Annotated in this window: 30 protein-coding genes and 2 pseudogenes; 30 read left to right on the forward strand and 2 right to left on the reverse strand. The window is 28.7% G+C overall.

Going from position 1 to position 26904, the window contains the following annotated elements; translation table 11 throughout:
• Nucleotides 1-106 precede the first annotated feature (106 nt).
• Nucleotides 107-694 carry a flavodoxin family protein gene (locus B3630_RS07835; protein WP_346878931.1) on the reverse strand — a complete coding sequence of 196 codons (588 nt, stop codon included), beginning with the start codon at nucleotides 692-694 and terminating at the stop codon, nucleotides 107-109.
• Entirely contained in the window at nucleotides 661-1893 is a 1233-nt protein-coding gene (locus tag B3630_RS07840) for a glycosyltransferase (protein ID WP_346897003.1), read from the reverse strand. Before B3630_RS07840 ends, B3630_RS07835 begins: the two co-directional genes overlap by 34 nt.
• A 125-nt stretch (nucleotides 1894-2018) precedes the next feature.
• Here B3630_RS07840 and B3630_RS07845 point away from each other — a divergent pair, with 125 nt between their 5' ends.
• The 30 genes and pseudogenes from B3630_RS07845 (at nucleotide 2019) to tnpB (ending at nucleotide 26665) form a co-directional block, all read left to right on the forward strand.
• Nucleotides 2019-2588, forward strand: coding sequence for a TetR/AcrR family transcriptional regulator (locus tag B3630_RS07845; protein ID WP_346897005.1), 570 nt, complete (start codon nucleotides 2019-2021; stop codon nucleotides 2586-2588).
• Nucleotides 2589-2651: 63 nt separating this feature from the next.
• Entirely contained in the window at nucleotides 2652-2801 is a 150-nt protein-coding gene (locus tag B3630_RS07850; RefSeq protein ID WP_346897007.1) for a hypothetical protein, read from the forward strand.
• Between the two features lie 323 nt (nucleotides 2802-3124).
• Nucleotides 3125-3544: a MarR family winged helix-turn-helix transcriptional regulator gene (locus B3630_RS07855; protein WP_346897009.1), complete on the forward strand. Its 420-nt coding sequence runs from the start codon at nucleotides 3125-3127 to the stop codon at nucleotides 3542-3544.
• A complete protein-coding gene (locus tag B3630_RS07860) occupies nucleotides 3541-4053 on the forward strand; it encodes a flavodoxin family protein (protein WP_346897011.1) in 513 nt (170 codons plus the stop codon). The genes B3630_RS07855 and B3630_RS07860 overlap by 4 nt, the downstream gene beginning before the upstream one ends.
• Nucleotides 4054-4066: 13 nt before the next feature.
• The gene (locus B3630_RS07865) at nucleotides 4067-4297 is read left to right on the forward strand and encodes a 4Fe-4S dicluster domain-containing protein (protein WP_346897013.1); all 231 of its coding nucleotides are present in this window, start codon (nucleotides 4067-4069) and stop codon (nucleotides 4295-4297) included.
• 31 nt (nucleotides 4298-4328) lie between these two features.
• Nucleotides 4329-4511, forward strand: a complete 183-nt coding sequence (locus tag B3630_RS07870; RefSeq protein WP_346897015.1) for a hypothetical protein — start codon at nucleotides 4329-4331, stop codon at nucleotides 4509-4511.
• 500 nt (nucleotides 4512-5011) lie between these two features.
• Nucleotides 5012-5590, forward strand: coding sequence for a class I SAM-dependent methyltransferase (locus tag B3630_RS07875; RefSeq protein WP_346897017.1), 579 nt, complete (start codon nucleotides 5012-5014; stop codon nucleotides 5588-5590).
• Nucleotides 5562-6239 (forward strand): response regulator transcription factor, encoded by a 678-nt coding sequence (locus B3630_RS07880; RefSeq protein ID WP_346897019.1) that lies wholly within the window; start codon nucleotides 5562-5564, stop codon nucleotides 6237-6239. Before B3630_RS07875 ends, B3630_RS07880 begins: the two co-directional genes overlap by 29 nt.
• Nucleotides 6236-7318, forward strand: a complete 1083-nt coding sequence (locus B3630_RS07885) for a HAMP domain-containing sensor histidine kinase (protein ID WP_346897021.1) — start codon at nucleotides 6236-6238, stop codon at nucleotides 7316-7318. Before B3630_RS07880 ends, B3630_RS07885 begins: the two co-directional genes overlap by 4 nt.
• Nucleotides 7319-7800: 482 nt before the next feature.
• Nucleotides 7801-8409 (forward strand): C-terminal helicase domain-containing protein, encoded by a 609-nt coding sequence (locus B3630_RS07890; protein WP_346897023.1) that lies wholly within the window; start codon nucleotides 7801-7803, stop codon nucleotides 8407-8409.
• Nucleotides 8410-8462: 53 nt separating this feature from the next.
• The gene (locus B3630_RS07895; protein ID WP_346897063.1) at nucleotides 8463-8948 is read left to right on the forward strand and encodes a nuclease-related domain-containing protein; all 486 of its coding nucleotides are present in this window, start codon (nucleotides 8463-8465) and stop codon (nucleotides 8946-8948) included.
• A gap of 587 nt (nucleotides 8949-9535) precedes the next feature.
• Nucleotides 9536-10672, forward strand: coding sequence for a hypothetical protein (locus B3630_RS07900; protein WP_346897025.1), 1137 nt, complete (start codon nucleotides 9536-9538; stop codon nucleotides 10670-10672).
• Nucleotides 10633-11442 (forward strand): hypothetical protein, encoded by an 810-nt coding sequence (locus tag B3630_RS07905; RefSeq protein WP_346897027.1) that lies wholly within the window; start codon nucleotides 10633-10635, stop codon nucleotides 11440-11442. The genes B3630_RS07900 and B3630_RS07905 overlap by 40 nt, the downstream gene beginning before the upstream one ends.
• A gap of 118 nt (nucleotides 11443-11560) precedes the next feature.
• On the forward strand, nucleotides 11561-11707 hold the full coding sequence (locus B3630_RS07910) for a hypothetical protein (protein WP_346897029.1): 147 nt from the start codon (nucleotides 11561-11563) through the stop codon (nucleotides 11705-11707).
• A gap of 69 nt (nucleotides 11708-11776) precedes the next feature.
• On the forward strand, nucleotides 11777-11950 hold the full coding sequence (locus tag B3630_RS07915; protein ID WP_346897031.1) for a hypothetical protein: 174 nt from the start codon (nucleotides 11777-11779) through the stop codon (nucleotides 11948-11950).
• A gap of 729 nt (nucleotides 11951-12679) precedes the next feature.
• Entirely contained in the window at nucleotides 12680-13855 is a 1176-nt protein-coding gene (locus tag B3630_RS07920) for an HRDC domain-containing protein (protein ID WP_346897033.1), read from the forward strand.
• A gap of 185 nt (nucleotides 13856-14040) precedes the next feature.
• Nucleotides 14041-14278: pseudogene (locus B3630_RS07925) on the forward strand (helix-turn-helix domain-containing protein).
• A gap of 45 nt (nucleotides 14279-14323) precedes the next feature.
• Nucleotides 14324-15886 (forward strand): ABC-three component system protein, encoded by a 1563-nt coding sequence (locus B3630_RS07930; protein WP_346897035.1) that lies wholly within the window; start codon nucleotides 14324-14326, stop codon nucleotides 15884-15886.
• Nucleotides 15886-16704: an ABC-three component system middle component 1 gene (locus B3630_RS07935; protein ID WP_346897037.1), complete on the forward strand. Its 819-nt coding sequence runs from the start codon at nucleotides 15886-15888 to the stop codon at nucleotides 16702-16704. The genes B3630_RS07930 and B3630_RS07935 overlap by 1 nt, the downstream gene beginning before the upstream one ends.
• Nucleotides 16704-19103, forward strand: a complete 2400-nt coding sequence (locus B3630_RS07940) for an AAA family ATPase (protein ID WP_346897039.1) — start codon at nucleotides 16704-16706, stop codon at nucleotides 19101-19103. Before B3630_RS07935 ends, B3630_RS07940 begins: the two co-directional genes overlap by 1 nt.
• Nucleotides 19104-19739: 636 nt before the next feature.
• Nucleotides 19740-19922, forward strand: coding sequence for a hypothetical protein (locus B3630_RS07945; RefSeq protein ID WP_346897041.1), 183 nt, complete (start codon nucleotides 19740-19742; stop codon nucleotides 19920-19922).
• Nucleotides 19909-20484, forward strand: coding sequence for an IS3 family transposase (locus tag B3630_RS07950; protein WP_346897043.1), 576 nt, complete (start codon nucleotides 19909-19911; stop codon nucleotides 20482-20484). The genes B3630_RS07945 and B3630_RS07950 overlap by 14 nt, the downstream gene beginning before the upstream one ends.
• Before the next feature lie 104 nt (nucleotides 20485-20588).
• The gene (locus B3630_RS07955; RefSeq protein ID WP_346897045.1) at nucleotides 20589-20837 is read left to right on the forward strand and encodes an IS3 family transposase; all 249 of its coding nucleotides are present in this window, start codon (nucleotides 20589-20591) and stop codon (nucleotides 20835-20837) included.
• Between the two features lie 175 nt (nucleotides 20838-21012).
• Entirely contained in the window at nucleotides 21013-22020 is a 1008-nt protein-coding gene (locus B3630_RS07960) for a hypothetical protein (protein ID WP_346897047.1), read from the forward strand.
• A gap of 350 nt (nucleotides 22021-22370) precedes the next feature.
• A complete protein-coding gene (locus B3630_RS07965; RefSeq protein WP_346897049.1) occupies nucleotides 22371-22676 on the forward strand; it encodes a hypothetical protein in 306 nt (101 codons plus the stop codon).
• A 980-nt stretch (nucleotides 22677-23656) separates the two neighbouring features.
• Nucleotides 23657-24091 carry a DUF3788 family protein gene (locus B3630_RS07970; protein WP_346897051.1) on the forward strand — a complete coding sequence of 145 codons (435 nt, stop codon included), beginning with the start codon at nucleotides 23657-23659 and terminating at the stop codon, nucleotides 24089-24091.
• A 262-nt stretch (nucleotides 24092-24353) separates the two neighbouring features.
• Nucleotides 24354-24791, forward strand: a complete 438-nt coding sequence (locus tag B3630_RS07975; protein WP_414633005.1) for an RstR family transcriptional repressor — start codon at nucleotides 24354-24356, stop codon at nucleotides 24789-24791.
• Nucleotides 24792-24823: 32 nt separating this feature from the next.
• Entirely contained in the window at nucleotides 24824-25051 is a 228-nt protein-coding gene (locus B3630_RS07980) for an ATP-binding cassette domain-containing protein (RefSeq protein WP_346897065.1), read from the forward strand.
• Between the two features lie 115 nt (nucleotides 25052-25166).
• A complete protein-coding gene (tnpA, locus tag B3630_RS07985; protein ID WP_346897055.1) occupies nucleotides 25167-25565 on the forward strand; it encodes an IS200/IS605 family transposase in 399 nt (132 codons plus the stop codon).
• 14 nt (nucleotides 25566-25579) lie between these two features.
• A pseudogene (tnpB, locus tag B3630_RS07990) lies at nucleotides 25580-26665 on the forward strand (IS200/IS605 family element RNA-guided endonuclease TnpB).
• The last annotated feature ends 239 nt before the right edge of the window (nucleotides 26666-26904 follow it).

The following is a 26904-nucleotide window of genomic DNA, read 5'->3' on the forward strand; positions in this document are numbered from 1 at the left end:
GGGATAGGATAGGCTTAAAAGCCTATCTTTTTTCATGAAAAATATAATTAAAACTTGAACTTTAAATAATATTACTTATATTATATATTGAGAAATCTAGATTTTTTTATATATTTTTTCCAATGGAAATTAGTTTTGATTGAAGTTTTACATCATTTTTAACCTTATCAATAGTAGTACAGCCATGAATTATAATATTTCTGTTATTAACTAATCCCATTGCTTTTAAAGATTTACCTGTACTTTTGATATATTTTGAAAAAATAAAAGGTATAGGTGCACCATATGTACAAAGCATTATAACATTTCGTTTTCCAAAACGTGGTTTATGGTATTTGTCGGTAAGTGGATAACACCTATCGAGAAAGGTTTTTGTGTATCCGTTAACTTGGTTAATATAAATTGGCGATGATATTATCACAGTATCAGCAGTTTTAATATTTTCAAAAATCTCAGTAAAATCATCTTTCAAAACGCATACACCACCATTTTCTACACATTTTCTGCAACCTAAACAGTTTTTTATGTTAATTTTACAAAGCTCATATTTTAAACATATTGCTCCGTTTTCTTTTGCACCTTTAAGTATTCTATCCAAAGCAAATGCACCATTTCCATTAATATGGGGGCTACCTAAAATTGCTACAATTTTATGCATATTTAATTTACCATCCTTACAATTAAATCTGCACAATGCTTTGCTCCATTTTCACTTGCAATATTTTTACCCAACTGTTTTGCATTTTGTGTGACTTTGTCAGATAAAGCATAGTTTATTGATTCTACAAGCTTTTTTGCTGATAGCTGTTTTTTGTATATAGGTTTTGCTCCTACTCCAATGTCATAACTACGATGTGCCCATGCAAATTGGTCGTTGGAAAATGGAATAATAATAGACGGCACTCCTGCAGCAAACCCAGCTGCTGTTGTACCTGCTCCACCGTGGTGGCAGACAGCCAAGCATTTTGCAAATAGCCATGTATGGGGGATGCTATCTATTGCAAATATATTTTCAGGTAAGTTCTTAACATTACCCATACCACAAATAATTCCACGCTTATTTGTTTTTGATAAAGCCTCTTTTACATAAGATATAAACCTATCTTTATCTTTTTCGTTAAATACAGAACCAAATCCAAAATAAATAGGTTTTTCACCCTTTGATAAAAACTCCACAAGTTCTTTTGGTGGAGTATATTCATCATTTTCTTGAGTAAACCAATAGCCAAATTGATAAACATTTTTATTCCAGTCTCCTGGACGTGGAAAAACATAATTAGAACAACAAACAATAGATGGATTTTTTTCATCTACTCGTTCAAAAGGACAATCAAAAATTTCTGGTAGTTTACCGAAATTTTCTTTCCAATAAAGCATAACGCCTGTTTTAGATGCCATCCATAACATCCCCTGTAGCATTTTGTAAGACAGAGAAATAGGCATTTTAGTTTTCCCATAAGCGATAATTGATGGCACTTTAGAAGTTTTCAGCATAGGAAAAGGAGATGCCATAACAGATGGTATCCCCATTTGTTGTGCAGCGAAATAGCCAATAGTGCAACCAGGATGATATACAATAACATCACTACCAACACATGACTCATACATTTCATCAACCATCATTTTCGAATATTTTTTCATTTTGTTAAATGTAAAAAGCATTTTAAGTGGATTTGTTGAACTTTGAGCAGCATCTAGAAGCTTAGGATCAATATCTACAGATTTATAATCTGCTGCAAGTGGAAAATGTTTTATTCCATAACTTGTAATAAAATTTCCAAAGCTTTTACCTGCTGCAATTCGTACATCTTCCCCCTGTTTTTTTAACTTAATAGCCAGAGCAATATATGGCTGAATATCTCCACGAGAACCACTACATAAAATCGTAATCATTATTGCCTCCTAAAATCCATTTGATTTGCACAACAGCTTGTTGTATGATTTTAGTGTATTCTACATATAAAAATTATTCAACCGACAATATCGATCAATATGTCGGATTTTATAAAGGAGCAGTTATGGCAAAATATAAAGAAATATCTACCCAAACAAGACAAAACCTTATAGACGCTTTTTGGGAGCTTTATTGTGAGAAGCGTATTGAAAAAATAACAGTCCGTGAAATAACCACAAAAGCAGGATACAATCGAAGCACTTTTTACGAGTATTTTAATGACGTTTATGATGTTCTTGAGCAGATTGAAGAATCTCTTTTACCAAACATTGAAGACATGCCACCACTTTTACCAACAATGGGCAATGAATCGGTACCTATAGATTCATTTATAAAGCTCTATTCAAGTAGTAGTAAGTATTATACTGTGCTTTTAGGGGATAATGGAGACCCTGCTTTTGCAGGTAAGATTAAAAATGGTATAAAAACAAAACTATTGGAGCAATTAGAAACAAGTGAGAGCAATATGGAAATTGATTATACCCTTGAATATATGTTATCTGCTATGATTGGCATATTAACCTATTGGTTTAAAAATAATGAAAATATCTCAAAAGAAGATTTAGTTAAGTTAATGTATGAGCTTATGAACAGTGAAGGTATAAATAAATTGGTTATGAAATTAAAAGTGTAATTATTATTATATTGGAAAATGATTATAAAGAGCTTGATGTAATGTAAACATGGAGATATAAAGATGGGAAATGAAAAGCTAATAGCCTTAAAAGCAGAAATAAATGATAAATTAGAAATCAAAAGGCAAGAGGAAGAAAAGGCAAAAGTTGAAGCCGAAGCAGAAGCTGCATCAAAATCTCAAGTGGAAGCAGAAGCTCAGACTCAAGGGTAAATAAATAATCAAGGAAATACACAAAGCACAAATGAAAGTGAAATAATAATAGATATTCCAACACCATATATTCCAACGAGGATAGAGAATCACTATTTCAATTAATGTTGTGCTTACTTAGAATCCTTAGAGGGTTAAGGAAGTATCTTTATTTAAGGATATATTTACTATGAACCTCAATAATTAGAAACACCTAGAAACAGTAGAATTTCAGAATTCTGCTGTTTTTTTATGTGGTTCAGTATTTTAAAAATAAGTTGCGCACACAACAAGTATGTGCTAATATTAAGTTGTCCACACAACTTAAAGAGGAGAGATAAAGTATGCATACGGAAAAACTAGGCGATTTAGTAATGAACATATATAAGAATTTGAAGACGAAAATTGAAAGAGATTTAAAACATTATGATATTGGTATGGGACAAATGCAGATATTGATGACTTTTTTTAATGATATTGAGAAAACTTTAACACAAAACGATTTGGTCAAACTCGTTGGTGTAGATAAGGGCAATATTAGTAGGAGTGTACTAAAATTATTAGAAAAGGGATATATTGAGCAGTCAGATATTAATAAAAAGGGTTATCGCTTGACAGCAAAAGGTGTTGACTTAAAATCTGAAATTGTCCCAATATTTATTAGATTAAATGCATTGATAACAAAAGATATAGATCCAAGTGATATAAATCAAACTCTTATTACGCTTACTAAAATATCTGAAAATTTGGAGGGAATAATATGAATGTATCCATTGTATATTTTAGTGGTACAGGAAATACAAAAGCAATAGCAGAAGGCTATGAAGCTGTGCTTGCAAAGTCAGGTCATCATATTGAGATTATGTCTATAGAAGAGTCAACTTGCATACCTGATCATGAGTTGTTAATAATTGGTGGTCCCATTTATGCAGGAAATATGCCTGATGAGCTAATCAATTGGATCAGGAAGAATGTAAAAAGAGTAGAGGGAAAAAAAGCTATTGTCTTTTCAACCTCAGCAGGATTATTAAATGCAAATGGTGTTAAATCAATTGGTAAAAAACTGATAAATAAAGGTTATTCACTTCTAGATATGAATGCTTTTGAAATGCCACGTAACTTCTACATCGATAAATATGATCCTACCCCTGATAATATTCAAAAGCAACAATTTGAAAATGCAGCAACTAAAATTATAGAGTCATTAAGTAAAATTAATAATAGTAATCAAATAAGAATAAAAGAGTCAATGATAATGNNATTTATTTGCTGATTTATTTAGAATTATGGCAAAATCACTGGGTAAATCCCTTACCATTAATGAAAACTGTATTGGTTGTGGAATGTGTGAAAGAAATTGTCCAAAGAAAAATATAAAATTTAAAGATAAGAAGTATTTTAACAAGTGTATTATGTGTACACGTTGCATTCACAATTGCCCGGTTAATGCAATTAGCTATAAAGGTAAGCAAATTGAACAGTATAGAGTAAATCATGATATAAAGTTTGATTCTTAAAAACGTGATCAAAATTTAAAGAATAATATTAATGGAGATAAAAAATATTATATTTAAAATGCAAGCATACATGGATGACGGGTATAAGTGGGCAGTAGGTGTTGATTTAAAAAAATATTTCATTACAGTAAATCAAGATAAATTAATAGGATTGGGATATAAAGAAGTAAAGGATGTTAGAGTAATATCCTTACAAATAAAAACAGCTTTCTAAGATAAAATAAATATATCATAGAAAGCTGTTTTTGGATTAATCACATCCGTCGTAAAAGCTGTGAAAATGTTCGATTAAACAGGTTGAAACCATAAGGCTTTCGTGTAACTAACCAAAATGAATTGTAGTAAGTGCAGATGGAATCAATTACAAATTATTCTCATTGGAGGTATAAATATGATAAGTGTTGGAATTGATATATCTAAAGGTTATGGGGTTTTGAATAAGTAATAGGAGATATTAAAAGTATATAGGGTGAAATTTAGGATAATAAAGAGTGAGCCTTATCATAAATAAGTGAGGTTTAAAAACATTTACCTATATGTATTATGAATAAAATAATGTGATAAAAAATAAGATTTTCTAATTAAGATAATCTTATTTTTTTACAATAGGCTATTCTCACTTAAATATTAAGAAATCTTAATATTTTTATATAGTGTTACTTAAACATTTATTTCTATAATTAATAAAAATAAATGTTGGAGGTAATGCTTAAAATGTTTGTATTGGAATATATTAAAAATCCTAGATTTGTGGGAGCAATTGCTCCCAGTGGTAAATACTTAGCAGATAAAATGGTAAATTCTATTAATTTTAAAAAAGCTAAGTGCATAGTGGAATTTGGACCAGGGACAGGAGTATTTACAGAGAAAATTCTTTCGAGAATTAAAGAAGATGCACTAGTTATATTGGTAGAAATTAATAAAGAGTTTTATAATATTTTAAGAGGAATATACGGACATAAAAAAAATGTAATAATTATAAATGATAGTGCTGAAAATATTGATATAATACTTAAAGAGCATTCTATAGAAAATGTGGATTATATTTTATCAGGACTTCCATTTGCATCATTACCAAAGGAAGTTTCAAAGAATGTATTGAATAAAACATGTAAAATACTAAAAGGAGAATCAGAGTTTATAACATTTCAATATTCACTCTTTAGATTAAACTTTTTTAGAGAGTTTTTTCATGATATTAACTATAAAAAAGTAATAAGAAATTTACCACCTGCTTATGTTTTAAAATGTAAAGGAGGAAAAGATGAGCAAAAATATATTAGTAGTAGATGATGATAAAGATATTAGAGAACTTATAACTGTTTATATGCAAACAGAAGAATTTTATGTTGATAAGGCTTGCAATGGTGAAGAAGCTCTAAAACTAATTGAAGGAAAAAATTATGATTTAGTTATCCTAGATATTATGATGCCAAAGCTTGATGGATTACAAGTTTTAATTGAGATTAGAAAAAAATATTCAATGCCTGTAATTTTTCTAACTGCAAAGAATGAAGAAATAGATATGATAAAAGGACTTGCTTTAGGGGCAGATGATTATATATTTAAACCTTTTAGTTCTATGGAGTTAATAGCACGTGTTAAATCACAATTAAGAAGATATACAGTGTTTAATAATTCGGAGAGAAATATAATAACAATAGGAGATTTAGTCTTAGATACAGAAATGTATAGGGTAATGATATCTGGTAAAGAAATAAGTTTAACGCCTACAGAATACAAGATACTAGAGCTTTTATGTAAAAATAGAAACATAGTTTTCAGTGTTGAGCAGATATATGAAAACATCTGGAGAAATAAATATGCTGTAGGAGATACATCTATAATAGTTCATATAACCAAGTTAAGACAGAAAATAGAAAAGGACCCTAAAAACCCAGAATATATAAAGACAGTTTGGGGAGTTGGATATAAAATATGAAAAAGATAAAAGCTAAAAGTTTAACGGTTAAAGCTTTAGTTGCAATATTAATTTCTTTCATTATATCAAGTATCTTTATGATACTAGGTAATAATTCTATTAAGAAACTTTTAATGAATAGGAGTAAATACAGTCCTATAGATTTTGTTCAAAAATATAATTTCATAACATTAGGTATAATAATAATTCCTATACTAGCTTTCATTATTACTTTTATAATTTTGATAAGAAAAAGAATTAGTTATTTAAAATATATAATAGATTCAGTTTCAGAAATTGAAAAGGAGCAATTTTTATCAAAGCTAAATATTGTAGGTAATGATGAATTTGCAGAATTAGCAACAAGTATTAATACAATGTCGCAAAGATTAGAAGAAAAGTTTAATAAAGAAAAGGAGATTGAAGATTCAAAATATGAATTAATAACATCGGTATCACATGATTTAAAAACACCACTAACCTCTATTGTAGGTTATTTAGAGGTATTAAATAATAAAAAAGTTGATGAGGATGTTAAGGATGAGTATATTAAAATTGCCTATAATAAAAGTTTAAGGCTTAAAGTATTAATTAATGAATTGTTTGAGTACACAAGATTGACTAGCAATGATATAAAAATTGAGAAAGTTAGATTTAATATATCAAATTTAATTAATCAAATTGTAGGAGAAAGTATTTTAGCTTTTTCAGAAAGAGGAATTGAAGTAAACTTAGAAAATCCATATAAAGAATTATATTGTGATATAAATGTGAGATTAATCTCAAGAGTTTTTGAGAACTTGGTGAAAAATGCTGAGAAATATAGCGACAATAATTCAATATTTAGAGTAATTGTTGAAGAAAATGAGCAAAATATTACTATACATTTTATAAATAAATGTGGAAAAATAACTCAAAATGATTTAGGTAAAATATTTGAAAAGTTTTATAGGGTAGATGAAGCGAGAAGTAGTGAAAATGAAGGTTCTGGATTAGGATTAACTATAGCTAAAAGGATAATAGAGTTACATGACGGAGAAATAATTGTAGAAAAGAATAAGGAAAATATAAAATTTAAGATTATAATAAATAAAACATAGTAAATTGACTATGCTTTATTTACTAAGAAAAATTAACATATATATATTAATTATTAAAAATTAAAAGTTAAAATTTTAGTATAGTATTACTAAGGTAGATGTTAAGAATGAGTATATTAGAAACTATGTTTAGCAAGTATGGAATGGTTATATTTGTTTTAACAATAAGTATTTATGCATTTTACTTTTTAAAAAAAATCAACAAGTGATTTAATAGTAAAATAAAAAAATTAGGAAAATATAATTGTGGAACATAATCTAAAAGTAAAAAATAAATTTAATGGTGATTCATATCAAATAGGCCTGTTTGCAATGTTAGTAATGCTTTAGATAAGGCGTTAGCTATAGAAAATGGAGTAGTAAAAAATGTAGAAGAATATAAAAATATTGATATATTAGGTATTAACGCTTCAAATTCAAGTGTGATGAAAATGGCCTCAAAGAGTTGTAAATATATGAAGTTTGAAAATAGGGGATTATTTTTGAGTGAACATAGAAGATGTTATGATAAAATTATATCTTATTGCAATGACTTAGTATATGAAGGGAATCTTGAACCTATGCGCAGTAAAGGTAGCGTATATGACAATTATAAGTTAACTAATCTACCCCAAATTGGATATAAACAAATTGAAACTGAATGTTCAAGTAAAAATGGAAGTAGCAGATATAATAAAAATGAAGCTATTGAAATAGCAAAGTGGATTAATAAAAATTTCCAAATGATTAAAGAGGCATATCCCAATGAAGATACAAAAAATTTGTTAGGTGTAATTACGCCCTTTAAAGCACAGGTAAGTTGCATTAAAAATGAGATTAATAAGCGAATTCCAAAAGAAATCAGGAAAAATATAAATGTTGGAACAGTGCATACTTTTCAAGGTGCTGAAAGAAGAGTAATAATAATGTCTACAGTGTATGGTGGAAATGAAGGTTGTTATTTTATAGATGCAAGCAAAAGTATGTTAAATGTTGCTGTTTCTCGTTCAAAAGATAGCTTTTTAGTTTTTGGTAATATTAATAGTTTAAAAGATGATAGAAGAGAATCAAGTGGATTGTTAAAGCAATATATTAGCAGCAATAAAATATAGTATCTAATTATGGTGTTTTTGTTATTGAAACAAAAAACTGTAAGAGATGGATTATAGGGAATGAATTTGATGAATATTGGAAACAGAAAAATTATAAATCTGAGAAAAGTATGTATAATCCAATAAGGCAGAATTACGGACATATACAAGCTCTAAAAAAGATACTAGGTGACTTTCCAGAAGTGAATTACATTCCTATTGTAGTTTTCACTACTAATGCGGATTTAAAAGTTAAATGTAAAACAGATGTTATATATACAATAAAATTATTGAAGACAATTAAAAAATACAATAAACAGACATTAAGAGATTCTGTAAAAAAACAAATACACGCAAAGCTGATTTCTTTGAGTATTGATAGTAAAGAAAATAGGAAAGCACATATAGCACAAATTCAGAATCAACTAATTGATAATAAGAATAAAATAAGTAATGATATATGCCCTAAGTGTGGAGGCAAGTTATTTTTGAGAAAAGGTAAATATGGCGAGTTTAAAGGGTGCAGCAATTATCCTAAATGTAGATTTATTTTGAAATAGTCAGCTCAATACGATATAGGAGAGCTAACAATTTTATTAATTATATACTTGATATAGAGTATTTAGACACGTTAAATAAATTAATTTAATCAAAGATATATTTATTGTAATATAACTAGTTAAATCTTAATGTACCAGCAATTCCATTTAAAGGGGTAAATAAAGCAACTAAGCTTTGAACAGACGTATCAGGAAGCTTTTAATCAGGGGTATGGGGTTTGGAAGAGGTAATAGGAGATTAAAAGTATATAGGGTGGAGTTTAGTATAATTAAGAGTGAACTGTATCATAGGTAACGAAGGTTTTTTGCAGAGAGCATTGAAAATACTGGGCAGTAGAATAATTAAGATGAGTGGCTTTTAAGTTATCATTAATTATGAAGTAAGGAAAATAAGACTATATGCTGAGGTGAGCTTATTTGAGTTATAGTAGGGTTTCAAGACTGTATCATAACACAAATATAAGTACTACAATGCAATAAAGATTGTGATAATCAAACCTGGTTAGTAAGCAAGCAAGGACAGTCCCATCCGGGCAAGTGAGTGGATTTAATATAATAAATATTGTGAGGTTTGGGTGAGATGAAAAATGGATAGAGTTAAATTTTATTCTGAATACGATATGGCATGTGGATGGGAACTAGATAAAGTTATTGAAAGAATTAATGACAATTCTATTGAGAAGGAATGGTCATTAGAAGATGTAATTGAGTTTTTTAACATTTTAAAGTATATGCAAGTAAAAAGGTTTGCTGAATATATTCAGGAAAAAACAAATGTTATATGCATAGATTATATTAAGAAAATCAAAGCTGAAATTGGAAAGTTCATAGGTTTTAACAAATCTGTTATTATTTCAAAATATGATGATATTAATTTTTTTGGAACCCAAGATTTTCTTGAAGTAATCGAAATATATGGAGTCTATAAAGACATTCCTGGTTTTGAATTTAAGATGTTCTTAGATAAGGATAATGTCCCACTTTACATGGTCCTAAAACATAAGAAGATAGCTGATTATTTTGATGATATTGTTAAGGAAAAAATAATGAGTGATTCTTATAATGCTGAAACAATACTTTCAAAGTTTTTGGATGACAAGGATTTATACTTACCGCCTTCATTAACAGAAGAAGATATATTAAAGTTAGTAGATGATTATATTGAGATTGACGCAGAGAGGGTCAATATAAATGTTCTCAGAAAAATTATTCATTTCCCAACAGGCATAGGGTTGAACATTACTGATAAAATAAAACTCCATGCTAAACGTAAAGAGAAAGAAGAGTCAGAAAAAATTTTTAGTCAAGGCACTGGTATGAAATCTAGTGTTTCAATAAGCTATGAAGAAGGATTAAATGAGGCAATAAAATTTAATACTATTGGTAATGGTAGAGAGGTATCAATTGTAGTCAATCGTGATTGGATTGAAGAAAATAAAGACTATATGACACTTTGGAATAATTTTATTCATTTGTTTAGTATCGTCGATGATAAAGCACAATTAACAATAGTATCAAAGGAAAACGAGGTAAGTGCTTTAGAATTAGCGTTCATGCCATCAGAAAATCATCTTTATAGAACTTCATTTACTTTTGGCTTTAAAGAGATGATTGCTAATGCACAAATATTTAGTTATATACAAGTACTTAATGTTCTTGGTATAAGAATAGAAGATATGATTGAATGGTTTTTAATGACTATTTATCAGTTGAATTTTCAATAACTGATTTCATTATAAAAATGCCATCGGGTTCATCTTCATATTTCGAAAAATGTAGAACAATTCTACCGGAGATAGATAGAATATTCAAGCAGTATAATGCATTGATAGAAGATGGTGAAATTGACCAAGAATTAATTCAAATATCATCTTCAAGTATAAAAGTAAAAGAAGTGAAATCTTTTATATCTTGTAAATACGCATATCCTATTGGTGAATGGTATAAGACTGCTACTTTTCTTTTGTTGTCTGACCAAAGTAGTTTATTTTACTTGCCGGATAAGAATGAAAAGTATAAGAATTTTCTAGACTTAATAATGCGTGATAATGTGGGGAAGAGCGATTTTCAGGAATATCAAATTCAAAGAATGAATTGGTTATTTGATAATGGTGTAGTTATTGAGAATGAAGAAGGTTTTATCAAGGTAGCAGATGTTAAAACCATTTTTATTTTAAAAGAGTTGTACTATGAGAATGTCTTAAACTATTTTCATTATCAACCTAGCTTAAGAGGTGTAATAGATTCATTAATGGAAAAAGAAATTGTGGTCTTTGAAAATTCATTACTTACTAGAAATGAACAAGATTACCTCGACTTCTACTTGAATAAGTCAAAGTTTACAAATGGTTATGATATTAGGAACCGATATTTACATGGGACGAATGTTAATGATGAGAAGCAATATGAATCTGATTATTATTCAATTCTAAAATTAATAATAATTATAGTTCTAAAAATTAATGATGATTTGTGTCTTGCTGATAAATGGTAGATTTAATGAACAAACTATATATATCATTGGGACGGTTCTATATTTAGGCTAGACTATAGTTGTTTAGTTAACTTATTAAGCATATATAATTAAGAAAAGATACTAAAGGGGGAATCTGATGATACAAGTAGAGAAAGTAACATCACCAGAAGAGAGATTTATTTTGAATAAAGAGTATATTAAGACTTTAGCATCGCCAATAGATGGTTACTGGGAAAATGTAATTATAGGGAATTCCCAGTGCTATATAATTATTTATATATGAATTAGCTAATTTTAAAGATGTGTCCTTCAAATTAGCTAAAAGCAATGATATAGTTACTATAAAAGCAAAATGGACCATGCATTTGAAGGTTATTATGAAGATTTAATAGAAAACAATCAACTATTCGTACTATACAGTGGTGACATTCTACTAGGAATAGGTGAATTTAGAATATTTAAATCAAATGAACAATATGGTGATATAGGAATGATTGTCGCAGAGGAATACCGTAAAAAGGTATAGGAGCATATATTATAACTCAGCTAAAGGAACATTGCTATAGGAATAATTTAAAGCCGATGGCTTGCTGCAACCCTAAAAATATAGCATCAAGAAAAACATTGGAAAAATCCGGATTCATCGCCAATCATAGAATTATATATGTAACTTTAAAGTGATGCTGCCATGAATTATCAACTTAAGGTGACAGCCATCATATAAGTAATGAGTTTTAATAAGGAACATATTATCAACACTGTTATTAAACATAGCTAAACTTTTAAGGAAAAAATTTAAAGATATTCCAGAGAATATAATAGTGTCTATACTTAGTGTATCTTTAGAAAAGATAGAAAAATTAATGGAGATTTATTTGATATGGAATCTATAGAGGAGTTAAAGAAGTATATTTAATTAGAAACACCTAGAAACAGTAGAATTTCTGAATTCTGCTGTTTTTTTATGTAGTTACAGGTTAAACAAAGGAAATATTTGTTGAATATGGTATGAATTTATTGAGTAGCAGACAGTGAGGTGGTACAATATATGTGTAACGTGTAATATATTGGAGGATGGGTTAATGCATTTTTAAGATATAAGAAATAAAAAGGCCATAGGGAAGTAGGATCACAATAGTTTAAGAATTCAAAACAGGCTCTTTGATTTAGTGATATTAATCCATGAAAAATATAATATACCTTGTGATATGAATAAAAATAAACTTAGACTTGAAATAATTAGGGGGATACAACAATGTCATTTTTAAAAGCCTTATTGGGGATTAAGAAAATAAATTCAACTCTTTTCTATAAAGAGTTTAGTGAAGATAATAAGCAATTAAGGGAACTTGAAGAGCTAAGTATAAGAGTTAAGACTAGGGAAAAGAAAGCTTTTATAGATAGAGACATAAAGCTATTAAAACTTGGCTTAGAAGGAGAAAAAAATGTAGCTTACGAGCTTAAAAGTAGTAAGATTCCAATGATTTGTTTACATAATATTAGACTAGAAGATGGAGATGATGTTGCTCAGCTAGATTTTGTAGCTATAACACATAGATTTATTATGGTTCTTGAAACTAAAAGGCTTAATGGAGATATCTATATAAATGAAGCTGGGGAGTTTATCAGGTATATTAAGAATAAGCAAGGTAAAGTTTTAAAGAAAGAAGGCATGTATAGTCCTATAGCTCAGAATGATAGGCATGTAAGAATTCTTAGAGAAATACTAATTAAAAACGGTATTATAAAAACTTTTTCTACTATATCAAAAGTAATAATTGCAAATCCTAAAAGTATCATAAATAGGTCTAAGGCTCCTTCAAAAATAAAGAAAGAAATTTTTAAATATGATCAAATAACAGAGATGATAAATACAGAAATTAAAAATCATGAGAAATCAGGAGAAGCTTTCGAAAGTTTAATGGATAATGTAGCAGTATTTTTAATGAAAAACAATAAGGAAGTAGACATTGATTATTATAATAAATATTCATTAACAGAAGAAGATTTTCAAGAAAAGGCTATATTAGAAGATGTAGCAGTAGCGGAAAAATCTATTTATAATATAGAGGAAGAAAATAAAACAGTACAGGTTAATAGCTCCAGTATTGGAGATAAAGCTGAATTAAATAATGCAGAGTCAAATAATACTCTAGAGGAATTTATAGGCAGTGAAGATTCGGAGTGTAATGTAGAAGACACTAAGGATATAAGTACAATATTATGCAATAAACTTAAAGAGTATAGAACTAACATGGCAAGGATAGAAAATAATAAACCTTATTTTATATATAGCAATAATACACTTGATGAAATAGTTGCTACTAAGCCAAAAACTAAGGAAGAACTTTTAAAAGTTAAAGGGTTTGGTCCAGTTAAAGTTGAAAAATATGGCGAAGGTATTTTAAATATTATAAGTGAGGTTGTTTAGTGGGAATCATCCCCGGGGTACGTAAACAAATTGTGAATACAATTTGTTTTTCTATTCACAAGCACAAATACTAAGTATGTGTATGTGAAATTTTGTTGTATATGAAAATTAGCTTGATATAATATAATTATAAGCATTTTTGTGAGAAAATTGAATTCTGTCTATTGCAATTGGAGGAGAAATTTATGTCTGTAAGTTATAAGAAGCTATGGAAAATGCTTATTGATCTAGACATGAAGAAAAAAAGATTTAACCAAGCTGTCAGGAATCAGTACGGCGTCTATGGCAAAGCTTGGGCGTAATGAAAATATTACAACCGATGTATTGGTTAAAATATGCTATGCGCTGGAATGTGATATAGTCGATATTATGGCGGTCTTACCTAAAGATACAATTGTAGAACAAGAGACGGCAAGAAAATAAAAAAAATGAAGTTCAACAGCAAATAATTGAGATGGGGTAAAGAGAATGGGTATAAAAATAACAAAAGATTCTAGAAACGCTATATCAAGTTGGAGTGGTTATAATTATCAAGGACAAGTAGCAATTATTGTTGCGTTGGAAACCGTAATTAGTAACAAGGAGCAAACTGAAGACTATTCTGTTGGACTTGAGGATTTGGAGGATTTTTCTATTTATTGTGCTGCTGTGATGAAAAGTACTCATCAAGTAAAAGCGACAAGTGGGAAAAAAGTCAGTAATTATGCAGAAGCATTGTATTATATGGCAAAAAGTCTTCAATCAGAGAAAGCCAATTCTGAGACAATAGCTTATCTTCATACAAGAGAGTGCGTGGATTTATCAAATTGGGAAGAAAATGTAAAAACTGAAATTGAAAAATATATACCGAGTAAACAAGCTGAATTAAAAAGTATTTGTAATGATAATCCAGCGTTGGAAAAAGAAGTGGAAAAACTAAGGGAAAAATATAGAAAGTATAAAAAATTCAAAACTAGTAAAAGTCCGACTTGGCGTGATATATATAAATTAATGGATGATGTTGAAAAAGATGAAGATATAACAAAAGAAAACCTAAAAAACGCCATTGAAACATATCTGTCTAGCTTACAACCCATAAATTTAGCGCATGAAAACTTGTTGCAGCGAATCAAATATTATAAATATTCGTGTGGAAGTAATATTGAGGTAGATGAGACTAGAAATTATATAGAGAAATTGGTCGAAATTTATTGGGGAAATGAACTAAGTAAACAACGTAAAGGAAGTGAATTTAGTTATCGTTGGAGAGTACAAGAACTAATTGATCAATATGTAGTTGAACAGCATGTAGGAGAAGGTGCAGAGGATAATATTGAATTTAGCAAGATTATAGGTGTTTTAAATGAACAAAGTTTAGGAACAGAAGAATATAGGATATTAAGAAATAAGGATGCTTTTTTTTATGAGATGGAGAAATATTGTAGAGATAATTGTGAAAATGAAGATGTGTGTGAAGAGTGTGATCTGAATCTTAATAAAGAGTGGATTAATAATTTATCAAATCAGGAATTAAAAAATGCATTTTATATGATGTCACCGGATATATCTAGAAATATAAAGGAGCGTGAGGTTGATTTGTTGAATGTTGATGGACTAGCGAACTGCTTTTTTTATGTTTTAAGTGAAATGACGGAGTCAAAAATAAAAGATGGATATAAAGTAACATATTCTGATGATAGTGATTTATACATGCTAACGGATATTTATATAACCCAAATGAGGAAAAAATCAATATATAGTGGACTTACTGTAAATGAGACAATTGAGAGTATTTGTAATGATATTTTAAGTAATAGAGAAATTGCTGTAGAGCGCATGGAAATTGATGCAATGATTTCTGGAAATATAGTAGATGGAAGAATAGAAATTGAAAAACTATGTCCTAACATTTCTAAAGGTGAAGCAAATTCTGACGAAGAAATAAAGAAAAAAGAATTTTCGTATTTGAAGATAACAAATAAAAAAAATACAGTTTTAGTTGATGCAGAGCTATTTTTGGAGGAGCATGAAGCAATGAGAAGGGAGAAATAATGGAAAAGCAAGGAAAACAAATGAATGAAAAAATGATTTTTAAATATATTGATGAAATTTTTAAAAAAAATGGATACCAAGAAATTAATATTGAAGATAGTATAGAATCTTGTATACAAAAATTAGTCAATAAAGAAGAAAATGATGATAAAGACGTAAAAGATAAAATAGAGTATTGTCTATATGGACCAGGAGATAACAAAAACGCACAGTATATTCTTTTTGTTGACTTGTACAAAATTAGTTTGGATAAAATAAAAATGATTGAAGACTTGCAGATTGAAATATATTCAATATTAAGAAATTTAAAGAAATTAATTTTACCTGAATTTGATAAAAATGTTTCGTTGTTACTTGGTATAAGTTGTTATATTGAGAAAGATGATAATATAGAAAAAGAAATATTAAAATTAGAGGAAAATCCTTATTGTTTTAAAAAATTAGTTATTACATATACAGATAGTGAAATAATGGATTTGAGTAACAAAATCAATGCTAAATCGGGTATATGGAAATATATGAAAGATAGAGTCGATGAGATAAAAGAAGGAAAAGATATTGATTTCGACGATAATATAATGAAATTTATTTTTCAATTATTTATAAAAATGACATTTATACCCATTGATATTATAAAGCAAGATGAAAAAGAAGATTTAATAGGAAAAGTAAATGTTCTCATGCAAAATGCTTGCAAAATAAAGATATGGAATGAAGTTCAGAAAATGGATATTGATAAAATTGGTCAAATAAAAGATTACTCCGAAGAAGAGCTTGATAAAATACTGAATGAATGGTATGTAGAGGAGGTACAGTAATGGAAAATTTCAAGTTAAAAACTTTAGTGATTCATAATTTCAAGTTATTTTCACATGCTGTGATTGATATGGATGGTGCCAATTTGGTATTGTTAGATGGACCTAATGGATATGGAAAGACAAGTACTTTTGATGCATTGGAATATTTGTTTACAGGAGATATTAAAAGGGTAGCAAATAATAGTGTAAATAAAAGTAATATATCATTTAGTGAAGACTGTCTTATAAAAACTCCGTCAGATGGGAGTCAAACTTATGTAGAAGGGCAATTGGAAAACCAAAATGGTAAAATACTTTTTATCAGACGAATGCTATCTAGCGGAAGAACCAATTCGGAAAATAATCCTTCAAAAATTACCAATAGAACAACAACAGAAGTAAAATTTGATGGTGAGACAATATGCAACAATGAGAAAAATGTAAAAAAAGCAAATCAGAAAATTGAAGGATATTTAGGAAAGAGTTTAATTGAAAATTATAATCACTTCTATTATGTTGCGCAAGAGGATAGGTTGAAGTTTTTATCGAAATCAGATTCTGATAGATTAAGAGAGATACAGAAATTATTTGGGATAGAAAAGGAAGATGAAATTTTAAAAAAGATTGGGAAGGCAAAAATACAGTTTGACACTCTAAAAAAGAGATATAGTTCGCTATTAGAGCAGAAAGAAAATTTGATTAATGGGTTAAAGGAACAATTAAAAAATAAAAAAGATAAACAGCATGTCAAGTATCGAAAAATGATTGTAGATGAAAATATTAATCCGGTATGGGATAGGGATCATCCAGTCATGGAAAATCAAGAGAAATTAGTAGAAACAATCAACCAGATTGAAGCAGTGGGAAAGTTTTCACAAGATATTGAACTATACAAGTGTGATAATGCGAACCGATGGGTTGATAAGAAAGAAAGAGATATAAGAAACTTAAAAAAGATGCTTTTTTTACACTCGTATGGTGATAACATTCAAGAACTATGGGATAAATTGAAAAAATACAATGATGTTTTGTCGTTAATGGAAGCGGCACAGTTAGATGATGGAAATAATGATTATGAACAATATGATTATAAACAGTTAAAGGAACTTTTGGGAATAGAAGTAGATTTAGAAGAAATTACACAGATTAAAGGAGAAATTGGTAGATACCGTAAAAACATAGGGGACGAAGATGCTGCTAGAGAAAAAATTATGCAGTTACAAGAACAATTGATAAAGGAAAGGGATAATTGGAAGAAACAGAAATATGATGGAATAGTAGCGAATCAATGTCCATTATGTGGGTATATGTGGGATGATGAAAGTGCATTATTAACGGCTTTGCAGACGTTTAAAGATGGAATTGATAGCGGAAAAGGTGATTCACAGAAACTTCTAGATGGTGAGACAGCTAAGTTGAAGAAAATATATTTGGATAGTTTTGAAGAAATAATATCTCAATATTTGGAAGATAATAGAGGTTTATCACAAGATATTTGTAAAGAAATTTATGAATCTTGGGAAAAAAATAAGCAAGAATACAACAAATTTATTAGTGACTGCAAACAATTTGGTGTGCAGATAATTAATGCAATAAGAGAAGAGGAATTAGAAGATACTGATCAAATTGTAGAGAATTTTATAAAGGATGATTTAAGTAAGGTTAAAACTAATATTACTGATGACTATTACATAAGAAATAGTGAATATCAATACAAAAATATACTGTCCATTATATATAAAAATCAATTAGCAAAGGTGAAAGAATTAAAAGATGAAGATATTCAAAATAAAATAACTTATGTAGAACAAGAATATTATTCAGGTAAAGGTAAGGTAATAGAAGCAGAGAAGAAAAATTTGCTTCAGTTACAGAACAGAAATAAAAAAATTCAAAAGATTCATCAAGATATCTTAGATATGGAAGAAATCATGAAACAAGAATTTAAGAATTATAAAGCAAAAATGGTGAAACAATTGCAAGCACCGTTCTTTGTATATACAGGAAGAATATTGCAAAATTATCCGGGTGGACTTGGAATAAAATTAGATCTGGTAAATGATGAAAAAATTAGATTTGAAGCTACAAACCGTAAAGAACATGATGTTCTTTATACATTAAGTTCTGGACAATTGTCAGCAACTGCAATTGCATTGGCACTAACTTTGAATAAAGTATATACGCAGGAATCTGTTAAATGTGCATTTATAGATGATCCAATTCAAACAATGGATGAATTAAATGTATCTTCATTTGTGGAAGTGCTTAGAAATGACTTTCCGGATTACCAGTTTATATTATCTACGCATGAGGACAATTTTTCTGATTATATTCGGTACAAGTATCAAAAATATCAACTTAGTAATAAGCCAATTGATGTTAGGTTGATAGATGTTGAAGAATATGCGCAAGTATTATGAAAAGAGAAGTAGTATGCTAATTTATAGGATAGGAGGTGAAGTCATTTGAATCTTGGTTTTGAAACAGAAGTCTTAAAATTTAAAAAATCCACAGGCTAAATGAAGGAAGCAATAATTACTATATGTGCTATTTAAAATGAACATCAGGCAGGATAACTATACTTAGGTGTTGCCCAAGATGGAACACCAATAGAATAGGTTATTAACGAGAAAACATTGCGTGATGTAAGCAATGCTATTAAAAATCATATTGAGCCAAAAATATACCCAGAAATTGAACTTGTATATTTGGATGGACCTGCTGTATACATGTGAGATTCGAGGGGACAGAGGTACAGTATTATGTCTATAATCAAGTGCGTATTCGTGTAGCGGATGAAGATTTACCTATGTCTCCTCAGGAAATAGAAAATAGATATAGAATAAAGAATGATAGCACAAAATAAAGGAAAATAATATTTCAGAATGGGATATTAAAGATGTAAAGAAAGATGTTTTAAAAGTGGTGCTAGTATATAATTGTGGACATGAAAAGTTGAACAAAGTAAAATATAATTAATATGAAGGAGATGTTCAACTATACCACAGAAGAAATATACTGAAGAATTTAAACAACAGATAGTAGATCTATATAATATGGGAAATAAATCCCTATCAGAGTTAGAAAGCGAATATGGCATATCAAAATCAACTATGAATGGCTGGATAAAAAAGCTATCACCAGTAAAGGTTAGTGAAACTGAAACTATAACAATGAAAGAATATATGGCTCTTCAAAAGAAAATGAGAGAGTTAGAATTAGAGAATGAAATATTATAACCTAAAGGGCACTCGAAAAAAACTACCGCCATATTTTCAAAAAACTATAGAAGAAATTGTATATTTTATCAACAAGTATAAAGAACAATATACTGTAAAAAGAATATGTAAAGTATTAAAGTTTCCTAGAAGTACTTACTATGAAGCTTTAATTAGAGTACACTCAAAACGAGAATTAGATAATCAAGTATTTAGAGCAAATATTAAAAAGGTCTACGACCAAAGTAAGCAACGCTATCGAGCTATTACGATTCACCAAAAGCTTATTGCTGCTGGGATTCCTTGCAGTATAAAAAGAGTTCAAAGACATATGAAAGCTTTAAATATACGCTCTATAGTTGTAAAGAAATATAAACCTTATAGTATTAAGAATACAGTTCCTGAAAAAGAAAATATCCTAGATAGAGATTTTACTGCAACCGACATAAATCAGAAATGGTGCACTGATATAACTTATATTCATGTTCTTAAAGAATGCTGGACTTACTTAGCCTCTGTAATGGATTTGCACTCTAGAAAAATAGTTGGCTATGCCTATGGAAAGAATAGACTGCTGAATTAGCCGTTAAGGCTGTAGAAAACGCTTGTCTTAATGTGCCTAATCCAGAAGGTATAATACTTCACAGTGATCTTGGAGCTCAATATACTAGTAGCTAATTTCAGCAAATGATAGCAGAGAAAAAGTTAATTCATTCCTTTAGCCGTAAAGGCAACCACTATGATAATGCATGTATTGAGTGTTTTTATTCAGTACTTAAGAAAAAGGGAATTTATGTAAATAAATATATTGACTTTGAATATGCCAAGAGAACTCTATTTGAATACATAGAATCCTTGTATAACAGAAAAAGAATTCATAGTGCCTTAAATTATATGACACCAGTGGAATTTGATAAACTAAGAAAATCAGCTTAATATTGTACGACTTTTTGTGTCCAAGTTATTGACATAGGTCCAGTGCAACAGCCTCACGGAATTTACTCAATAAGCCTCTTGAAAAAATATAGTTATTGAAAGTGGTGAAAGAAAAACAAGGTGGTACATTTTGAAGCAAAAAATTGAAAGAGATGAAGAATAGATAGGTGAAAAAATGAATAGTAGTACTTTGGAATTAGATGTCTCTATGGGAAAAAAGTATTTGTTTTCATATGAATATTTAGAAGAAACTCGTGAACTTGTTAATGGCGAGGATTATAGATTATACTTTGTTTTGTTGAGTGACAAATACAAGATGATGGAATATTATGGATTAAAAAATATTTTGAATCTTATTTGTATTAATGAATCAAATGGGACAAAATATAATGTGCAATTTGATATATTTGGTTCGTTTAGAGCAAATAATATTGATTGTATAAATGTGAAAATATGTAATCAAGGGAGCCTTTTACATATTTCATATACGGAAAAAGGCGTAAATTATTTGAAAGATAATTTTCCTGATGAATATTCAATGTATTGTGAGCGTATAGAAGCATGTGGAGAGTTTTGGGTCAAAATACATGTTAAAAATTTGATAGAATTGTTTTTAACATCAAATTTAGATGAGATTGTTAATAAGTATAAAATTTTATATATAGGACGATCAAAGCAAGAGAATATATTTGATCGTTTAGAAAACCATGGTACAATTCAAAAGATTAATAGAGATATTGGAAAAAGATTTGCTGGAAAAACATTAGACATAATGTTATGTGATGTTTCTAGTAAAAAATTGGATAAGCATTCAATTGAGAAATACAATACTGAGATTATATGTTCAAACTCGTTGGGAAATAGTTTTGAATTATTTAATAGCATTCATCGGAATGAAGTAATTGATATTTCAGAAGCTATGCTAATAGCACATTTTAAGCCAGAGTATAACACAAATTTAAAAGAAGTAAAGGGTAACTTGAAAACATATTCTAAATTTAATGATGTAGAAATTAGATCAATTAATTTTACATTAGATTTATTCTGGGAAATGTCAAAAGAAAAATCTATTCTTTATACTGATAATATCAAGACAGAAACAAAGGCAAGGATTATTATATGTGAATTTAAAGACACAGACATTGAATTTTCCTATGATGATTTAGAGGATAAATATTACTAGATAATGTAATAAATTAATGAAGTTCTAGATAGTCCTCAGCAGCCATGAATAATACACCCACAAGTAACACTGAAAATCAAAAAATGGTATCCTGGCCACTTCCAGCCCCACATTCTTTTTTCAAAGAGATAGTTGAGGTGCTGGGGGATTTAAATATTCAAATAATTATGAATTGGTGCTTGAGTTAATTATATATTATTTCAAAAAGAGACCATCTGAAGTAATGGATTTTTGCTTTTTATTTTCTGATAGATTAGGATATGATCAGAATTCTTATGATTATGAATATAGAAGAGAATTGATAAATATTGAATATTTATGAAAAGAGGCAAATAAAGGTTTAGATATAAATGTCATTACATACTGCAACATCAAATGGAGGTATTACATCTACTGTAGGTGATTTATTAAAATTTATATATGCATTAAGATCTACCTCAAAACTTTTAAAACCTCAAGTTTCACAAAATTCTTCTATACGAAACTATAATCTGGCTTATGGATTTGGGCTAGAATTCTTAATTGAAAATAATGATATATTTAATTTTGGATTAGCTGGTAAGGAAATAGGAGTAAGTTGTAGATTATATAATTATCATCGACATAATATTGATTTAATAATCTTAGGTAATCAAACACTTGTGCTAGCTCTGTAGGTTGGGATATACAAGATATTATATTTCAGAAACAATCCCAACCCTCACTCAATTAATTTCTCATTCGAAAAAATCTTCCCACCTCACCCATGAAATATATACATATTTAAATTTATCCCTAGGTAAATATACAAAATTTTATATAGTTAAATAGGGATATATGTAAAATTTTACATAGGATAATAGTTATATATTAAACTAGCATCCTAGTTAAATATGATCCTATTTAACTGTAAAACTATATAACTATTTAACTAGTTGTTGTCGCTGTGCGGGTTTGCGGGTTTTTGAATATTTTACTTATTAATAATTGACTCCATATAGTTACTATCAATTATTAATCTAATTAATTTATATTAAGGTACAAAAGCAACTATAAAATAAATGTTTGAAATTTTACTCTATGTTTAAATAACTATTTTATATTATAGAATATCAGTATAGGATGGTGATAGATTTTGATGAAGAAGTTTAATATAACGGTAACTTGTATACCTAATAAACACTATAATGAAGAGGTATAAACAATGTTGAAAAGCTTAGCTATAGATGGTAACAAAATAACCTATAATATTAATTATCCAAGCATAAGCCTTGGAATACAGTACGGAATATTTAGCACTTTAAAATAGGGTGTCTCTTTTGAAATGAAGCTGTAAAAATTTCGAATATAAATTTCTTATGAAAGTAGAAAAATAAAAATTTATGCGACAATATTATTGACAGTTTACATATAATATATACAATAATACAAAATAGTAAAAAATTATATTATTTAATTTTTATCCGATGACTACCAGCTCTAATACTCCTATCTCCTTCAAAGTGGGAGTAAAGAGCTGCTACGTCCCTGGATAAGGATTTCCCCTAAAGTACAACGACTTCTAAGTATCAAAAATACTGATACTTAGAAGTCTGTTAGTAAAGCTTCAGAGAAGCTTAGAACTCTCTTTATATAATATATGATTGGAGAAGTTGATATGAGTAATAGGATGTTAGATAAAAATAATATACCTACGGAAAAAGAGATTTTTGAATTCATTGGAAACGATACGAAAAAATTATTGAAGCAGTTTGAAGAAATGGTTGATAAACAATATGATATGCAAAAGGAATTAAAGTTACCATTTGGAAATAATTACGGTTGGGGATATAAGTATTCCCATAAAACCAAGCACTTATGTTATATCTTTTTTGAAAGTAGCGATATAGATGTAATGATGCAAATAAGTTCAAAAGATAAGGAAAAACTCAATGAAGTAATTAATGGAGGGTTATCTTTAACTAAAGAATTATGGAAGAATAAATATCCTTGTAGTGATGGTGGATGGATTAATTACAGACCTAAAACAAAGGAAGATATAGAAGAGATAATAAGATTATTAGCTTTTAAAAAGAAGCCTGTTGTAAAGTAATACTAAATTTAATCTTCTGTTCTTTACCTATTATCTGAAGTCCTTCACTGGCAAATTTATTATAATAGTTTATTAAGCGATAAAAAGTGTTATTCTTTGTAGGATGGGGCACTTTTTTTCTTTGCTTTTAACTTCTATATCAAGGCTAAGGAATCTAAGCTTAATTTTTAATTGATGCAACCACTGGTTTACAGCAAAAGGAACTAATATATGCTTGTATAATAGTAAATAGATAGAGATAATTATACATGAGGTGATTACTTTGAATTTTAAAGAAAATCTAAAAAAATTGAGAAAAGAAAAAAATATATCACAAGAACAACTTGCAGAAAAGTTAAATATATCACGTCAAGCAATTTCAAAGTGGGAATCAGGTAAAGCATATCCAGATATAGATAACCTTATATTATTAAGGGATATATTTAATGTTAGTTTAGATGAATTGATGGTTAATGAAAAAACAGATAAAGTAAAAAGCACAAATCAAGAAGAGCATGTATCTAGTGATAATAGTGATAGTTATGATGAAGAGGATGAGGATGAAGATTCAGTAAATTTAATGCTTGGAGGTTTTATAATCGGGACAGGTGTTGGTGTGATTACAGGGAATTTTATGTGGGGAACTGCAGGGGCTTTTATAGGTATGGGAATAGGATATGTGTTAGAAGTTATTAGAAGAAAGAATAAAGAAAAGAGATAATTTTATTTTTTAGTGGTGTATAGTATATAGAAATATTAAAAGTTAATGGGTTAACTAAAGTATATGCTTCATTTAAGGGAGCAAAAGAAGTTAGTGTTTTAAATGAATTAAATTTCACTATTAATAGTGGTGAATTTGTAGGCATAATGGGGCCAAGTGGAAGTGGAAAGAGTACTTTACTTAATATTCTCTTTGGAGTAGATACAGGTACTTTGAAGTACCTGTATTTAAGGAATAATCGGGTAATCTTAGTGTTTTAACCAAACTGTGCGAAATTCTCCCATCCTCTTAGGTGGGAGATGAATAGCACTTGCCCATAGGCAACAGATGTGATAAACGATAATCAGTTAAATGAACTTAAAGGTAGTGTTATCAATGGAATTAGACAATAATAATCATTCAGTATTCTTGCTAAACTATCACTTAATATTAGTTATAAAGTATAGACGAAAAGTTATAAATGATGATATATCTAATAGGTTAAATGAAATATTTGAATATATATGTCCTAAATATAATATTGTATTAGGTGAATGGAATGATGATAAAGACCATGTACATCTTTTATTTAGAGGGTCACCGAATACAGATATATCAAAGTTTATTAATGCTTATAAAAGTGATAGTAGCAGATTGATAAAAAAAGAGTTTGAAGCAATTAGAAAACAATTATGGAAAGAGTATTTTTGTAGTAGGAGTTATTGTCTTATAACAACTGGAGGGGCATCGATAGATGTAGTGAAAAAATACATAGAAAATCAAGGAATGAAATGAGGTGACGTGAAAAAATGCTTAAAGCGTATAAATATAGACTTTATCCAAATAAGGAGCAAAGAATATATCTAGCAAAAAACTTTGGTTGTAGTAGGTTTATTTATAACCAAATGTTAGCAGATAGGATAAAATCTTATGAAGAAAATAAGGATTTAGATGTTAAGAAAATGAAGTATCCCACACCAGCACAATATAAAAAGGAATTCGAGTAGCTTAAAGAAGTTGATAGCCTTGCATTAGCAAATGAACAATTAAACTTAGATAAGGCATACAAGAACTTTTTTAGAGATAAATCTGTAGGATTTCCGAAATTCAAGAAGAAAAGTAATACGAATAGCTATACAACTAATAATCAAAATGGGACTGTATATATTGAAAATGGTTATATTAAAGTACCTAAACTAAAAACAATGATAAAGATTAAACAACATAAGTTGTTTGATGGATTAATTAAGTCTTGCACTATTTCGCAAGTGCCTAGTGGAAAGTATTATGTATCAATTTTAGTGGATGGAGAAAATGATATGTTGCCAATTGTAGATAAAAAAATAGGTGTAGATGTTGGATTAAAGGAATTTGCAATATGTTCTGATGGATATAGAGAACCTAATCCCAAACATCTTAGAGGATCAGAACAAAGGCTTATTAAACTTCAAAAGGATTTAGCGAGAAAGCAAAAAGGTAGCAATAATAGAAAAAAAGCAAGAATGAAAATAGCTAGATTACATGAAAAAATAGCGAATCAAAGAGCTGATTTCTTACATAAGTTATCAATTAAACTTATCAGAGAAAACCAATCTATAGTTATTGAGGACTTAAAAGTTAAGAATATGCAACAAAATCACAAATTAGCTAAAGCTATAAGTGAAGCTAGTTGGAGTGAATTCAGACGAATGTTAGAATATAAAGCAAAGTGGTATGGTAGAGAAATAATAATAGCTCCATCAAACTATGCAAGTTCACAGTTATGTTCAGAATGCGGATATAAAAATCCAGAGGTAAAAAATCTAGCACTTAGAGAATGGATATGTCCCAATTGTGGAACACATCATGATAGAGATATAAATGCGAGTAGGAATTTGCTGAAATTAGCTATATAATTTTGGTACTATAGCGAGGTTGGTTCGATCTTTAGAGCGTGGGTAAACTTGTTCCATTGGGGATATTGACCACGAAGCCATCCACTTCTATAAGTGGTGGTAGTTCACTTCAGATTATATTCTATAAAATAAGTAAAAATAAATATATAAAAGAAGTAACTAGTGTAACATTTTAACATGGGCTCCTATGCTATTAAACAATTTAATCGTATAAAAATTAATAAAAGGGGCTTTCGCAA

Source organism: Clostridium sp. UBA7503, from assembly GCF_002477055.1.
Classification (GTDB): Bacteria; Bacillota; Clostridia; order Clostridiales; family Clostridiaceae; genus Clostridium_J; species Clostridium_J sulfidigenes.

Coding starts and splice junctions, on each gene's coding strand:
- B3630_RS07915 (WP_346897031.1), top strand. CDS start 11,777: ATGGACCATGCATTTGAAGGTTATTATGAAGATTTAATAGAAAACAAT.
- B3630_RS07845 (WP_346897005.1), top strand. CDS start 2,019: ATGGCAAAATATAAAGAAATATCTACCCAAACAAGACAAAACCTTATA.
- B3630_RS07880 (WP_346897019.1), top strand. CDS start 5,562: ATGAGCAAAAATATATTAGTAGTAGATGATGATAAAGATATTAGAGAA.
- B3630_RS07855 (WP_346897009.1), top strand. CDS start 3,125: ATGCATACGGAAAAACTAGGCGATTTAGTAATGAACATATATAAGAAT.
- tnpA (WP_346897055.1), top strand. CDS start 25,167: ATGGAATTAGACAATAATAATCATTCAGTATTCTTGCTAAACTATCAC.
- B3630_RS07905 (WP_346897027.1), top strand. CDS start 10,633: ATGGTTTTTAATGACTATTTATCAGTTGAATTTTCAATAACTGATTTC.
- B3630_RS07945 (WP_346897041.1), top strand. CDS start 19,740: ATGGGAAATAAATCCCTATCAGAGTTAGAAAGCGAATATGGCATATCA.
- B3630_RS07955 (WP_346897045.1), top strand. CDS start 20,589: ATGATAGCAGAGAAAAAGTTAATTCATTCCTTTAGCCGTAAAGGCAAC.
- B3630_RS07970 (WP_346897051.1), top strand. CDS start 23,657: ATGAGTAATAGGATGTTAGATAAAAATAATATACCTACGGAAAAAGAG.
- B3630_RS07875 (WP_346897017.1), top strand. CDS start 5,012: ATGTTTGTATTGGAATATATTAAAAATCCTAGATTTGTGGGAGCAATT.
- B3630_RS07960 (WP_346897047.1), top strand. CDS start 21,013: ATGAATAGTAGTACTTTGGAATTAGATGTCTCTATGGGAAAAAAGTAT.
- B3630_RS07935 (WP_346897037.1), top strand. CDS start 15,886: ATGGAAAAGCAAGGAAAACAAATGAATGAAAAAATGATTTTTAAATAT.
- B3630_RS07940 (WP_346897039.1), top strand. CDS start 16,704: ATGGAAAATTTCAAGTTAAAAACTTTAGTGATTCATAATTTCAAGTTA.
- B3630_RS07965 (WP_346897049.1), top strand. CDS start 22,371: ATGTCATTACATACTGCAACATCAAATGGAGGTATTACATCTACTGTA.
- B3630_RS07910 (WP_346897029.1), top strand. CDS start 11,561: ATGATACAAGTAGAGAAAGTAACATCACCAGAAGAGAGATTTATTTTG.
- B3630_RS07885 (WP_346897021.1), top strand. CDS start 6,236: ATGAAAAAGATAAAAGCTAAAAGTTTAACGGTTAAAGCTTTAGTTGCA.
- B3630_RS07920 (WP_346897033.1), top strand. CDS start 12,680: ATGTCATTTTTAAAAGCCTTATTGGGGATTAAGAAAATAAATTCAACT.
- B3630_RS07870 (WP_346897015.1), top strand. CDS start 4,329: ATGGAGATAAAAAATATTATATTTAAAATGCAAGCATACATGGATGAC.
- B3630_RS07850 (WP_346897007.1), top strand. CDS start 2,652: ATGGGAAATGAAAAGCTAATAGCCTTAAAAGCAGAAATAAATGATAAA.
- B3630_RS07930 (WP_346897035.1), top strand. CDS start 14,324: ATGGGTATAAAAATAACAAAAGATTCTAGAAACGCTATATCAAGTTGG.
- B3630_RS07950 (WP_346897043.1), top strand. CDS start 19,909: ATGAAATATTATAACCTAAAGGGCACTCGAAAAAAACTACCGCCATAT.
- B3630_RS07865 (WP_346897013.1), top strand. CDS start 4,067: ATGGCAAAATCACTGGGTAAATCCCTTACCATTAATGAAAACTGTATT.
- B3630_RS07900 (WP_346897025.1), top strand. CDS start 9,536: ATGGATAGAGTTAAATTTTATTCTGAATACGATATGGCATGTGGATGG.
- B3630_RS07840 (WP_346897003.1), bottom strand. CDS start 1,893: ATGATTACGATTTTATGTAGTGGTTCTCGTGGAGATATTCAGCCATAT.